11 protein-coding genes and 1 pseudogene are annotated in these 12,641 nt (G+C 57.8%); 4 read left to right on the top strand and 8 right to left on the bottom strand.

Annotation, left to right across the window (positions count from 1 at the left end; genetic code table 11):
- Positions 1 to 47: 47 nt before the first annotated feature.
- On the bottom strand, positions 48 to 194 hold the full coding sequence (locus Q1A06_RS20515) for a hypothetical protein (RefSeq protein WP_299567980.1): 147 nt from the start codon (positions 192 to 194) through the stop codon (positions 48 to 50).
- A gap of 198 nt (positions 195 to 392) precedes the next feature.
- Here Q1A06_RS20515 and Q1A06_RS20510 point away from each other — a divergent pair, with 198 nt between their 5' ends.
- Positions 393 to 2,576, top strand: a complete 2,184-nt coding sequence (locus Q1A06_RS20510; RefSeq protein WP_299567979.1) for a calcium-binding protein — start codon at positions 393 to 395, stop codon at positions 2,574 to 2,576.
- A 101-nt stretch (positions 2,577 to 2,677) separates the two neighbouring features.
- A pseudogene (locus Q1A06_RS20505) lies at positions 2,678 to 2,791 on the top strand (transposase); the annotation flags it as partial.
- Between the two features lie 192 nt (positions 2,792 to 2,983).
- Here Q1A06_RS20505 and Q1A06_RS20500 read toward each other — a convergent pair.
- The 7 genes from Q1A06_RS20500 to Q1A06_RS20470 form a co-directional block, all read right to left on the bottom strand.
- Positions 2,984 to 4,507: an AMP-binding protein gene (locus Q1A06_RS20500; RefSeq protein WP_299567978.1), complete on the bottom strand. Its 1,524-nt coding sequence runs from the start codon at positions 4,505 to 4,507 to the stop codon at positions 2,984 to 2,986.
- Positions 4,508 to 4,516: 9 nt separating this feature from the next.
- Positions 4,517 to 6,067: an AMP-binding protein gene (locus tag Q1A06_RS20495; protein WP_299567977.1), complete on the bottom strand. Its 1,551-nt coding sequence runs from the start codon at positions 6,065 to 6,067 to the stop codon at positions 4,517 to 4,519.
- A gap of 179 nt (positions 6,068 to 6,246) precedes the next feature.
- Complete coding sequence (locus tag Q1A06_RS20490; RefSeq protein ID WP_299567976.1) at positions 6,247 to 6,948, bottom strand: ABC transporter ATP-binding protein; 702 nt, start codon at positions 6,946 to 6,948, stop codon at positions 6,247 to 6,249.
- The gene (locus Q1A06_RS20485; protein ID WP_299567975.1) at positions 6,945 to 7,694 is read right to left on the bottom strand and encodes an ABC transporter ATP-binding protein; all 750 of its coding nucleotides are present in this window, start codon (positions 7,692 to 7,694) and stop codon (positions 6,945 to 6,947) included. The genes Q1A06_RS20490 and Q1A06_RS20485 overlap by 4 nt, the downstream gene beginning before the upstream one ends.
- On the bottom strand, positions 7,691 to 8,647 hold the full coding sequence (locus Q1A06_RS20480; protein ID WP_299567974.1) for a branched-chain amino acid ABC transporter permease: 957 nt from the start codon (positions 8,645 to 8,647) through the stop codon (positions 7,691 to 7,693). Before Q1A06_RS20480 ends, Q1A06_RS20485 begins: the two co-directional genes overlap by 4 nt.
- Positions 8,644 to 9,501, bottom strand: coding sequence for a branched-chain amino acid ABC transporter permease (locus tag Q1A06_RS20475; protein WP_299567973.1), 858 nt, complete (start codon positions 9,499 to 9,501; stop codon positions 8,644 to 8,646). The genes Q1A06_RS20480 and Q1A06_RS20475 overlap by 4 nt, the downstream gene beginning before the upstream one ends.
- 73 nt (positions 9,502 to 9,574) lie before the next feature.
- Complete coding sequence (locus tag Q1A06_RS20470) at positions 9,575 to 10,756, bottom strand: ABC transporter substrate-binding protein (protein WP_299567972.1); 1,182 nt, start codon at positions 10,754 to 10,756, stop codon at positions 9,575 to 9,577.
- A gap of 325 nt (positions 10,757 to 11,081) precedes the next feature.
- On the opposite strand from Q1A06_RS20470, the gene Q1A06_RS20465 reads away from it, so the two are divergent.
- Together Q1A06_RS20465 and Q1A06_RS20460 are read left to right on the top strand one after the other, a co-directional pair.
- On the top strand, positions 11,082 to 12,128 hold the full coding sequence (locus Q1A06_RS20465; RefSeq protein ID WP_299567971.1) for an AraC family transcriptional regulator: 1,047 nt from the start codon (positions 11,082 to 11,084) through the stop codon (positions 12,126 to 12,128).
- Between the two features lie 258 nt (positions 12,129 to 12,386).
- The coding region (locus Q1A06_RS20460; protein WP_299567970.1) for a helix-turn-helix domain-containing protein at positions 12,387 to 12,641 on the top strand (255 nt) is incomplete at its 3' end.

The raw sequence follows: 12,641 nt of genomic DNA, 5'->3' as shown, positions 1-12,641 counted from the left end.
GTTACGCTCTCGAAATGACCGCCTGACAGACGCCCCCCAGGCAGCTTTCATGCCGGCGCAAACAAGTTGGCAATGCCATTTGCTGCAGTCGCGAACAGGTGTTTTTCCACAAAATCGGCAGAGAGCCGCCATTCGTCGCGTGATGCACTAAGGTCTGCTGTACGGGCAAAGAGCATTGGCTTCGTCTTCGCCATGGTCCGCTTTGCCTCGGATGGTCTACAAATAGTCATTTAACCCACGAGTTTCGCATTGTGGCCAAAAGGTTATCCTGCAAGAGTTGTAGGCGGTTTTTGATTTGCAAGAACGAATGGCCGACGGCGGCAGACGAGATGGATTTCTGGGTTGGCTCGGAATAAGACCTGGCATTATCGGCAACCGAAAAAGAGGTGTGTATGTACGAGGTGAACAGTTATTTTTACTCTTACGGGGGGCAAAGTCTGAATTTTAGCAGCATCGAGGGCACGGATGACCCTCTGTTTATAGACAGCAGACCACATGAAATCGCACTTGCTTTTAATGGCGCTGATACGGTTTACTACGAAAAGAAGAATTATCTCTTCCCCTCGATCCCAACGCAAGAATTTGAGGCTGTCGAAACTGAAGATGGCTATCTCTATTTTGATGAGGGCAATTTCTGGGGTTATGGCGGGTACAGTGGGTGGACAATTTCAGCCGAGTACAGCTATCAAGAGGAGGCAACGGACGATCAGCCAGCAAGAACGGTAAGCGGTTTGGTCAGCGAAAGCGTCAGCCAACCTGGGACATACGATCTCGATGATATTGGGAACAACATTTCGCCCACATGGACCGGACGGGTCCATATTTGGACTAGTGGTGGATCGAGCCCCGCCACGAGCAATATTGAGCTTACCGATGATATCATTCCTGAGGACTATCGTAGCCCCGTAGAATGGTTTTTGGAGAGATCAGGACTAGAAGTCGATGTGGCGATCCCCTCCCCAACCCAAGTGGGCTACCTAATTCAAGTGACTACAGATCCTTCAGAGATCCCAGCACATGATTTTTTTACGGTCTATGGGGTTCCCAGCTACTACGATGAGGATCAGTCGGAGCTGACTGACCCACGCTTATTGCCAGAAAACATATTGGATACGGAGGAGATACGCGCCTATATCGACGAGCACCTCTCGCTAAGGGTTTCCTTAGAAGAAGCGAATTGGGAGAGCCTGCCGTATTCTCTGAACGAAAACCTCAGCGCCGGCCTCATTACGTCCAATTATAAGTTCATGCTTGGTACGGGCGACTTAAGCACGGCCTCATGGTACAATGCTGACGCCGATGTCACAGACGAGCGCGGTCGCGGGGTGAACTCATATTACGATAACCTTGGAACTCTTTCTGCCGGGGCGATTATAGGAAGCTTTGCAGACGCGCATTCTGTTGCGATGGAGCTTGATCACGTGCCGTTTTACGAAAGCGCTCAAGACGCGGTAGAATTCTACGCTGCAGTGGAAACGGCGCTTCCTGCCGTCTTGTCGGTACTTGATGAGGTTCGGTCAGAAGACGGAGAGTTTATCGAAGGGTTCCGGACGGTCGAGCATATGGCTATTGAGGCGAAAATTGCACTATCGCAGTTCGAAGACGCCGTAATGGACGAGTTTTCTCTTTTCAGCCACCAAGCTTTCGCCACCAGCTTTTTCGGCACCCATTCTGATGGCGATCGAAGCTATGGCGCGGCACTGACATATGACGAAGTACCTGCAGGTAGTGATGCGTCTGACAGGGTGTTCTTTGCGACCGTTTCCGACGGGTTTGCGTACGTCCTTGCAGAAAGAGGTGCCGTCTATGATGGACTCGGTGGAGATGACTATATTTTCGGTAATTACGGCTCTGATACCTTTAGTGGTGGAGCAGGCGACGACTGGATAAGCGGTGGCGAAGGCCACGACACGCTTGATGGCGGGATTGGATCCGATCAGCTTTCCGGCGGCGGTGGTAATGATCTGATCGAGGGCGGCCTAGGCAGCGATACGCTCTCAGGGAATGAAGGAGATGACACGATCATCGGAGGCGTATTGCCGGATGATCTGCGCGATGTGATCTATGGCGGAGAAGGTAACGACCTTATTCAGGGCGGCTACGGTAACGACGAGTTACGAGGGGATGTCGGTAACGACGTTATCGCAGGTGGCTTCGGCGGAGACACCATAGTCGGTGGAACAGGCGATGATATGCTTTCGGGTGGTGCTCTTGGCGACGTCTTGTTCGGCAGCGACGGGGATGATTTTATCAATGGCGGCTTCGGCTATGATCGGGTGAACGGTGGTGGAGGCGCTGACGAATTCTTCCACCTAGGGATATTCGACCACGGATCCGACTGGGTGCAGGACTATAACGCAGCGGCCGGTGATGTGCTTGTCTTCGGAGACACTGACGCGACGCGCACGCAGTTCCAGATCAATACGACAACTACGCCGTCGGCGGGCGCTAATGACGTTCAGGAGTCCTTTGTGGTCCACCGGCCTACAGGACAGATTATTTGGGCGCTGGTTGACGGAGATAATCAGGACGAGATCAACTTGCAGATCGGAAGCGAAGTTTTTGATCTGACTTAGGTGGTCGAGCGCGGAGGTCGGTGAGCTACCTCCCGAAAATCGGACACTGACCTAAGCTGCGATTTGTAGTTTGCTGATCTTCAATACGAAGGAGATCAGAGATGTCGAAACGGAAGCAACATCACCCGGAGTTCAAGGCGAAGGTTGCGTTGGAAGCGCTGAAGGGCGAGGCAAAAGTCAGCGAGCTTGCAAGCCGGTTTGGGGTGCATCCCACGGGACTGTTGCACTAATCTGATGACTACATGCATGCGCCATCCATATGACGAGAAGTCATGCGGAGCCATTGAAGAGGGCATCGAAGCCGATCCCGGCGCCCTCAAGCCGGACCGCCCATTTCCTCATGCAGCGCGGATGCGCCAAGTTTCGAAAACGGGATCATGCCAACGCCGAAGACGAAAGTGATCATGTCAGGTCGCCTTGGGCAGGGTCCATTCCAGTGGCGGCTCGGATTCGGCCAGCATCCGGCGCAATTCTGTCTTGAGAATTTTCCCATAGCTGCTCTTTGGCAACGCTGGGACGAACCGATAGGATTTGGGGCGTTTGAAGCGGGCAATCTGATCAAGGCAGAACCGGTCGAGATCTTCCGCCGTCACCCCGTCTTGGGCAACCACAAAGGCCACAACTTCCTCGCCCCAATCCGGATCGGTCCGACCAATCACATTGGTTTCGATCACACCGGGATGGCGCAACAGCGCCTCCTCGACCTCGCGGGGATAGATGTTCGACCCGCCGGAAATAATCACATCCTTGGACCGATCCTTGAGCGTCAACACACCTTGCGCGTCGAGGCTGCCGATATCGCCGGTAGAGAGCCACCCCTCGCGCAGCGCTGATGCGGTGGCCTCGGGGTTGTTCCAGTAACCGGCCATTACCACATCGCCGGATACGATCACTTCGCCGGGCATATCCGGGTCGCAATCGGTGCCCGTGTCGTCCACCACCCGGACAGTGACGCCGGAACGGGCGATCCCAACCGAACCCAGCCAAGATTCGGGCATGTCCGGTTCCAGCATATGCGGTGGCAGGTAACTGATGGTGCAGGGCGCCTCGCCCTGACCATACCCAATCCAGATGCGCGAACCCAGCAAATCCTGGGCGCGGCGCAGGTCTTCGACATAGATCGGTGCACCGCCACAGAAGATGAGATCGAGATTGGCGATTGCCGTGTCATCCAAGCCCGAACAAGCGGTGAGACGGTTCAGCATCGTTGGCGCGGCAAAGAAGGAAGAATGGGGAAAGCGGCGCAACAACTGCACCAGTTCATCAGGATCGAACCCGCCGCTTTCGGGAATGACATTGACCGCCCCGCGCCGCACGAATGGCAGCGCAAACAGCCCCGCCGCATGAGACAATGGCGCCGGATGCAACGCCGCCGAGCCTTCGGTGAGAGGACAAATATCGGCAAGGAAACTCAACGTCATCGCCCAGAGATTGCGGTGACTGAGCACCGCGCCCTTGGGTCGTCCCGTGGTGCCGGAGGTATAAAAAATCCAAGCCGGATCTTCCGGCGCGGCCTGCGCCGGTCGGAACGGTGCTGGTTCGTCCATCAAGGCGGCGTAAGCGGGGCTCTCCACTGCAACTGTCTTATCAAACCCGGCCATCTCTTCGGCATTGTCGGTGAAAAGCAGCGCCGCGCCGCAATTGGCCAGAACGTAATCCACCTCGTTCGGATGCAGCTTGGCGTTGACCGGCACCGCGACACATCCCGCTGCCCAGATGCCGAACAGCATTTCAATATATTCCGCACGGTTGCCCATGTAGATCACGACGCGCCCGCCTTTAGGCACACCGCGCGCGCGCAGACCGGCCGCCAGTGCTGCGGCGCGGTCGCGCAACGCGCCATACGTGCAGAAGATCGCCCCGCCAAGCGAAACTGCGGGCCGCTGGTCGAAGGTGCGGGCGGATTGTGCCAAAAGCTCTGCGATATTCATGGCGGGTCCTCAGATTTTGCGCGTCTGGTCCTGCCAGAACATGTCCCGGATGTCTTTCTTGCGCACCTTGCCCACCGGGCTGCGCGGCAGTTCGTCCCAGACCACCACGGATTTGGGTGCCTTCACGCTGCCCAGCTGTTTCTTGCAGATGCTGATGATCTCGTCCGTGTCGATTTCGGCCCCCGGTTTAAGCTCGATCACGGCAGTAACCGACTCGCCCCATTTTTCATCGGGCACCCCGATGACGGCGCAGTCCTGCACAGCGGGATGCGCCCAGATCACCTGTTCGACCTCCGATGGATAGACATTAAAGCCGCCCGAGATGATCATGTCTTTCTTGCGGTCAACGATATAGAGATAGCCGTCCTCGTCCAGATATCCGACGTCGCCGGTGTGGTGCCATCCATGTTCAGAAGCTTCTTTGGTGGCTTCCGGATTCTTGTAATAGCCCTTCATCACCAGATTGCCGCGCACCACGATTTCACCGCGTTCGCCCTGCGGCAGGATATTGCCTTCCTCGTCCATGATCGCCACCGGGGTCAGCAAAGTGGGGCGTCCGCAGCTGGCCAGACGGTGTTCAAGCGCGGGGTTGTCCACGACCAGATGATCCTCCGGGGTCAGCAAGGCACAGAACATCGGGGATTCCGCCTGGCCAAAGCTCTGCATCATCACCGGGCCAAAAATCTTGAGGCACTGGCGCAGTTTGTCCACCGCCATCGGCGCGGCCGCATAGATGAAACCGCGCAGCGACGGGAACCTGCGGTCCTCGATGCCCGGTTCGGACAGCAGCATATAGATCGCCGTGGGTGGCAAAAAGAGATGCGTAACCCCTTCGCGCTCGATGGTGTCGAGCACCCGCGCGCCGTCAAAGCCTGGAAGGATGATATTGCGCGTGCCCGTGGCCATCAAGGCCACCGCCATCACTCCGGCGGCGTGGGTCATCGGCGAAATGAGCAGGTGAACCGGTTCCGGCCCGACATCGTGGCCGGCATAGAAATTGGCGATCAACGTGGCCCAGTTCAGCTGGGTCAGCAAGATGCCCTTGGGCCGTCCGGTGGTGCCGCCCGACGAGAGAATGCCGATCAGATCGTCCGGTTCCAGCTTGACGTCGGGATCAGTGTCGGGCGCGGCGGCCAACCAGTCTTCCATACAGGGGGAGTCGGGACCGGCCTGATCGAGGCAAATGAACCGCTGGATCTTGGGACACAGCGACTTGATCTGTTCGAGCGCTGGTTCAAAACTGCTGTGATAGAACAAAATCTCGACATCGTCATGATCGAGGATATAGGCGTTTTCCTCAACGCCGTTCTTGGCGTTGACCGGCACCCAGACCGTGCCTGAACGGAACATGCCAAGCATCGCTTCGAAACCGCTGACGCAGTTGGGGCTGTAGATCCCAGCCATATGGCCTTTACCGAAACCCTCGGCTGCGATGGCATTGGCGAAACGGTAAGTGCGCGTCTGCACCTCGCGGAAGGTCCGACGAACCTCGTCATCTTCCAGACAGACACGGTCCGGGTTGATTGAAACACCGCGATCAAAAAAATCGATCACACGCATGATATCCTCCTAACGTTTCTGCGGTGCAATGACCGCCACTGCTTGGTCTTATTCGCGATACCGGCCATTGATGCCGCCGCGATGGATCGGGCGGCAAAAGCGGCCGGGCTTTGGGTCGGGACAGGCCCGAACGGCAGCGCCGGGAAACTGATGATGTCCGTCACTGCCATTTCGCCCCCCTAAACGCTGATCAATTTCTCGATTTCGGCGCGGTTGACCTGCAGATCCGCAGTTGTCCCGCTCCAACGGATGGCACCGTGGTCAATCACATATTGTCGGTGGGCCAGTTTCATCGGCACCCGAAGGTTCTGCTCCACCAGCAACAGCGCCATGCCTTCGGCGTTGATCAGGCGCATCGCCTCGACCAGCTGGTCGACGATCAGCGGCGCCAGGCCCTCGGTCGGCTCGTCGAGCAACAGCACCTCGGGGTTGGTCAGCAACCCGCGCGAAATCGCCAGCATCTGCTGTTCCCCGCCCGAAAGCGTATCGCCGGGCTGCGCGCTCCGTTCGCGCAAAACCGGAAACAGATCATAGACACGGGCCAGGTTCCAACCGCCCTGCCGCCCCATCAAGGTGGCGATCCGCAGGTTTTCCTCGACCGAAAGGTTTGGGAAAATCCGTCTGTCCTCGGGTACATAGGCAATGCCGAGCCGTCCAAGCTGATCGGCGCGCAGCGCGGTCACATCGTCGCCCTTCCACAGGCGGCGGCCACTTGCGGCGCGGTTCAGACCGATCAAGGTCTTGAGGATCGTGCTTTTTCCGGCCCCATTGCGACCGATCAGGGAAACCACCTCGTTGGCTTCGACTCCCAGCGAAACCTTGTGTAGTGCCTGCGCCTTGTCATAAAAGACGTCGCAGCTCTCCAGCGCCAGCAGAGTCATGCCTCTTCTCCCAGATAGGCCGCACGCACTTCCGCATTGCCGCGGATATCGTCGGGGCTGCCCGAGGCCAGCAACTGACCCTGCACCATGACGACGATCTCGTCCGAGACCTGCATCACCACATCCATGTTGTGTTCGATCAGCAGCACCGTTCGGCCTTTCACGATCCGTGAAATCAGCCCGATCGCCTTTTCAAGCTGATCATGCCCGACACCCGCCAGCGGCTCGTCCAGAAGCAAGACACTGGGTTCGCTCAACAAAGACAGCCCGACCTCAAGCGCACGCTGGTCCCCATGCGAAAGATATTCGGCCGGGCGATGCGCGAGCGCGCTCAATTCAACCTCTTCCAACACCTGCTCGGCCTGCTCGCGAACCGCCGCAAAGCGGCTGGCAGGCAGCCAGAACGGCTGCACCCGATGACGATGGGCAAAGGCCGCGATCTGGAGATTTTCCAGCACTGACATGCCGGCAAATATCTTGGTGATCTGAAAACTGCGGCCCAGTCCCTTGCGGGTGCGCCGATGCACCGACAGGTTGGTAATGTCCTGCCCGTCCAGCCGAACGCGGCCGCCGCTCAATACGGCATGGCCTGACAAGGCGTTCATCAGCGTGGTCTTGCCCGCCCCGTTCGGGCCGATCAGCCCATAGAGCAGGCCCGGCTTGAAATCATAGGACACACCATTGACCGCCTTCAGCCCGCCGAAGGATACTTGGATGTTCTCGCAACTCAGCGATCCTGCCGTCATGATGCGCCTCCCTGGTCCTGGTCATCGGGTCCGTGAAACAGCCCCGCGATACCGTTGCGCAAAAAGATCGTCGCTAGGATGAAGATCAGCCCAAGAATACCGTACCAGTATTGCGTCACTTGGCTCAGTTCCTCTTTCAGCAATTCGAACACCGCCACCCCCAGGATCGGCCCCAGCAGCGTGCCCTTGCCGCCCAGCACTGTCATGATCATTACGTCGCCGGACGTGGCCCAGTGCAGCATCTGCGGGCTGATGTAAAACATCAGCGAGGCCAGCAAGCCGCCCGATATCCCGGCATAGGCCCCCGACACCACGAAGGCCGACTGGCGCAGCGCGTGAACGTTATGACCCAATTGCGAGGCGCGGGTATCGTTGGCCTGCACCGCGCGGAGCGCCCGACCAAAGGGCGAGGCACGCAGCAGCGCCATCACCGCGAGGCCGATCAGGAAAACGACGACAATAAATGCGTAATAGTTGCGGTTGTCATAGAAGTTGATCCCGAACAGATCCGGGCGCGGAACGCCGGGAATACCGTCTACCCCGCCGGTCAGGGCGCGCAACTTGTTCGACGCAAGGATATACACCATCTGTGCCAGCGCCAGCGTCAGCAGCGCGAAGAACAGCCCCGACACCCGCAGCGCAAAGAGCCCCATACAGAAGGCCAGCAGCGCGCCCATCACGGCAGCGGCCAGCAGAGCGGGCAGGAACCCGACCTGATAGCTCAGCGTCAGCACGGTCAGCGCATAGCCTCCCGACCCGAGCAAGGCCGCGTGGCCGAATGACAACATGCCGGTCACACCGAACACGAGATCGAAGCCGATGGCGAACAGCGCCCAGATCAGGATCAGGCTGACGAGGTTCACCCACTGCTCACCGGGAAGAAAGAAGGGAATAGCGATCATCGCCGCGATGATGACGGCCATCAGCGTCTGGCCCACAGTTCTGCGTGTCATGCCGAACGCCCCTTGTAACTAAACAGGCCCTCGGGACGGAACATCAGCGTTCCGATCAGCAGAGCGAAGGTCAGAAGTTCAACCCATTCCGTGGCATAGGTGAAGCCCACAGCCCGGGTCATCCCGAGCAGCAGAGAGGCGAAGATCGCGCCGCGGATATTGCCCAGCCCCCCGATAATGACGACAACGAAACAGTCGATAATCACACTGAAACCCATGCCAAGCTCGATCGGCACAAGTGGTGCGGTAATCGCGCCGCCCAGAGCCGCCAGAAAGGATCCGAGCGCGAACACACCGGTGCGCACCTGGTTCACATCAATGCCCAGCGTCCGCGCCATATCCGCATCGGAACTGGCCGCCCGGATGATCATGCCCCACTTGCTCCGATCAAGCAGCAGGAACAGCCCAAGCGACACGAGAGCGCCGAATGCGATAACAAAAAGCCGATAGGACGGGATCTGGCTGCCGAACAGCGCCACTGGCGCTGTCAGCATCTCGGGCGTCGGCACCTGTTTGTAATCAAAGCCCCAGATCAGTTTGGTGGCGTCATCAATCACCAGGATCAACCCAAAGGTCAGCAACAGTTGGAAAATATGGTCACGCGAATAAACCCGCTTGAGCGCCACAATTTCGATCAGCGCGCCAAGGGCTGCGACGATCAGCGGTGCAAACAGCAGGCCGAGCCAGAACGACCCGGTGATCTGGACGATCTGATAGCTGACATAAGCGCCCAGCATATAAAGCGCGCCATGGGCGAAGTTAATCACCCCCAGCATCCCGAAGATCAGCGTAAGACCCGCCGATAGAAGAAACAAAAGAAAGCTGAGGCTCAGCCCGATGATCAAGGTAGACATATCTGCGCTATTCCGAAAAAGCGGGCAGACAGCGAATCCGAAATTCGCCGTCGCCCAGTTGCGGCCGTTTTGCTCAACAGGCGTCGAACAGACGGTCCGCAGGGAAGATTTCGTTGATTTTCATGGTCAATTCCGGCAAGGGGGCCTCTCCTTTGACCACTTCACCCCAAAGCCCGACCTGCGCGGCCTGATGATCGCAGGCGCGCATTTCCTTGCGCCCCTCGACCGAGGTTTCGTGGACGCTGTTGGCGAAAGCCTCGACCCAAGTCTCGACGTCCCAGCTGTCGGACTGTTCCACCACGTCAAGCCACCAGCGCAACCCGTCATAGGCCTCGCCCGCAAAGCTTGAGGGCATTTCGCCATGCTGCTCGCGATAGGCTGCGACAAAGGCGTTGTTCGTCGGATTGTCGACGCTGTAGTGATAACGCACGCCCGAGTTCACCCCCAGCGCGGCCGGACCGGTGGCCGCGGCAAAGATATCATCCTGAAGAACGGGGCCAAAGATCACCTTGTCTTTGCCCAGATCAACCTGACCGGCTTGCTTGACGAAAGTGATACCGTCGTTCCCGGTTGCCATGACCGCGATGCCATCCGCATCAGAGCGGATCATCTTGTCGATGATCACCGAATAGTCCCGGTTCCCCAGCGGCGCGAAGTCGTTGCCGACAATCTCGACACCGGCTTCCTTGGCCAGTTCCTCGAAACGCTCGAACCCGCTGCGCGTCGCCTGATAGTCGGCCGTCACCGCATAGATCTTTTTCAGCCCGCGCGATTTGACGAATTCCATCGACATGTTGATTTCCATGCCAAGCGTGTTCGACGTGCGGAAGGAATAGGGTGCACCGTCGCGCTTGGTGATCGCATCATCAGCCGAGATGGTCACGAGATGCGGCACTTTCCGTTGTGTTGACAGGCTTTGAAGTGCCAGCGTCGAGGCCGAACTGACCGCGCCGAAAATCATCTGTGCGCCTTCACCCAAAAGGCGGCTGGCCTTCTGCACCGCCGGTTGCGGCTTGGTCTCGTCGTCTTCCCAGGAAAAGCGGATCGGCTTGCCCAGAACAGTGCCGCCGCGTTCGGCCACAGCCTGCTCTGCGCCTTTGCGCATGTCATTGCCGATCAGCCCGTAGGCCCCGGAAAACGACAGAATGGCCGCGATGTGAAAATCATCCGGTGTTGCCGCCCGCACCAAAGGCGCTGGCAGAGTTGTAACCAGAGCCGCGGTTCCGGCATTCTTCAAAAAATTCCGACGTTTCATGTTTCCTCCCAAAAGATACTACGTGTCTGCGTTCAGCTAGGCAGTTCGACAGAACCGCAGGGAAACGCCTTTCCCGGCTGCGCCGTCTACCACTGCCTCCAAGGCTTTGTCCTCTTACGCCAACCTCTCGCCCCCCTACGAAAGCAGCGCCCTTGCCGGAAAAACAACGAAGAAAACGCGATTCTTCTTTTATCCCGGCATTCTCTGAGCCCCGCAGGCCCGTAAAAGTCCCAGAACGCAGAGACGTTGAGAATGACCCAATCCGCCAAATATTTGACTTTTTCCGCCATTTTCTTGTAGGGGATCTTTGTTACAGGAGAACGCCATGAAAGTCGGACTGCTTCAAAGCCACCGCATCCCGAACCAGAGCATTCGGATTATGGCCGAAACACTCAGACGGCACGGAATTGAACTGGCGCCCCTTATCGCCGAGGCGGGGCTGGCGTCGGGCATTCTCGAAGATCCCTGGGGAACGCTCGACGGCGAACAAGAGCTTCAGTTTCAGCGCCTTTTCGTTCGCGCCACCCGCCACATTCCCGCGATCGGATTTCTGACCGGGCTGCGCTACAGCCTGATCGCATACGGGCCGCTTGGCCTGGCTGTACTGGTCTCGCGCAATGTGACCGAGGGGTTGCAAACCTTTATCCGGATGCAGGCCCTTGGTTACGCGTTGCTTGAATACGACCTTATTGAGGAAGATGGCGTCGCCGTCGCCTTTACCGCCAACGACCAATACGTGCCCGAAGATCTGTATGATTTTATGCAGGAGCGATTGCTTGGATCGGGCCCCACATTCTTCCGCGATATGCGGCAAAAGAACCTGCCGATCCGTCAGATCGAGACTCCGCTGGATCGCCCGAACGGATGGATGGACCTCGAAGCCCGATTGCAGACCGAAATCGTCTATCGTGCGCCGCGAACCCGTTTTCATTTTGCCGAGGGCGCGGGCGCAATGCCACTGCCGCTGGCAAACCCTTCTCTGGCCGAGAATTACCGCAAGCTCTGCCGGAACATGCTGGAAACCAGCTCGCGGCCCGCCGGTATCGTCAAATCGACCTATCAGTTGCTGATGCAATCCCGCGAAGCCCTGCCAAGAGCCCCGGCGATGGCCCAGGCACTCAATATTTCGGAACGAACGTTTCACCGCAAACTCGCAAAACAGGGCGCAAGTTATCGCCAAATCCTCGATAATGTCCGCTTGCGCCGGGCGCGAGAACTACTGGAAAACACCGATCTGTCGCTCTTCACAATCAGCGACACTCTCGGATTCTCTGAAATGGCCAGCTTTACTCGTTTCTTCCGCAGGGTGGTCGGGGTGCCGCCATCCACCTACCGCAAGGACAGCGTACGGATATTCCGCCATTCGGAATGACTGCTCACACCGCATGAGCGAAGACGGGCACAACGCTTGCTGAACCGCACCGGGTTTACCGGAGGATGGACCTGTGGCGCTTTCGTGCCGCCCCAAGTGCTCGTTTAAGCCACTTTCCGTTCGAATACGACGGGACTTTTCCTGGCCAGTGCTGAGTGACGGCGGCGTGGATTATATGCATTTGGCAGACCGTATGGCGGATTCACAAACGAAGTGAAAATTCTGTATCAAAACAGAACCTTGCATGGAGTATGACAAATGGGAAGCTGTTACTCTCACCTGAGTTTGGATGAACGCCGTAAGATTGCCAAGTGGCTAGAAGCCAAAATGCCAATTGCTGAGATCGCGGACCGCTTGGGCCGCGATGCCTCGACAATCTACCGCGACATCAAGCGGAACCGGTACACGGACAAAGAGATACCAGAGCTGAAGGTAGTGTCGCAAAGTTATCTTTCGCTTAAGAAGCGTTTTTCTGTTGGGCACACTTATCCAGCGAGCGCAGCGAACTGCGCG

Source organism: uncultured Sulfitobacter sp., assembly GCF_947497275.1.
Taxonomy (GTDB): Bacteria; Pseudomonadota; Alphaproteobacteria; order Rhodobacterales; family Rhodobacteraceae; genus Sulfitobacter.
This window is presented reverse-complemented; position numbering and strand designations above follow the sequence as displayed.

Excerpts from the sequence above, each read along its gene's own strand:
- Q1A06_RS20495 (WP_299567977.1), bottom strand. The coding sequence starts at position 6,067 with ATGCGTGTGATCGATTTTTTTGATCGCGGTGTTTCAATCAACCCGGAC.
- Q1A06_RS20480 (WP_299567974.1), bottom strand. The coding sequence starts at position 8,647 with ATGACACGCAGAACTGTGGGCCAGACGCTGATGGCCGTCATCATCGCG.
- Q1A06_RS20510 (WP_299567979.1), top strand. The coding sequence starts at position 393 with ATGTACGAGGTGAACAGTTATTTTTACTCTTACGGGGGGCAAAGTCTG.
- Q1A06_RS20490 (WP_299567976.1), bottom strand. The coding sequence starts at position 6,948 with ATGACTCTGCTGGCGCTGGAGAGCTGCGACGTCTTTTATGACAAGGCG.
- Q1A06_RS20475 (WP_299567973.1), bottom strand. The coding sequence starts at position 9,501 with ATGTCTACCTTGATCATCGGGCTGAGCCTCAGCTTTCTTTTGTTTCTT.
- Q1A06_RS20500 (WP_299567978.1), bottom strand. The coding sequence starts at position 4,507 with ATGAATATCGCAGAGCTTTTGGCACAATCCGCCCGCACCTTCGACCAG.
- Q1A06_RS20485 (WP_299567975.1), bottom strand. The coding sequence starts at position 7,694 with ATGACGGCAGGATCGCTGAGTTGCGAGAACATCCAAGTATCCTTCGGC.
- Q1A06_RS20465 (WP_299567971.1), top strand. The coding sequence starts at position 11,082 with ATGAAAGTCGGACTGCTTCAAAGCCACCGCATCCCGAACCAGAGCATT.
- Q1A06_RS20470 (WP_299567972.1), bottom strand. The coding sequence starts at position 10,756 with ATGAAACGTCGGAATTTTTTGAAGAATGCCGGAACCGCGGCTCTGGTT.
- Q1A06_RS20515 (WP_299567980.1), bottom strand. The coding sequence starts at position 194 with ATGGCGAAGACGAAGCCAATGCTCTTTGCCCGTACAGCAGACCTTAGT.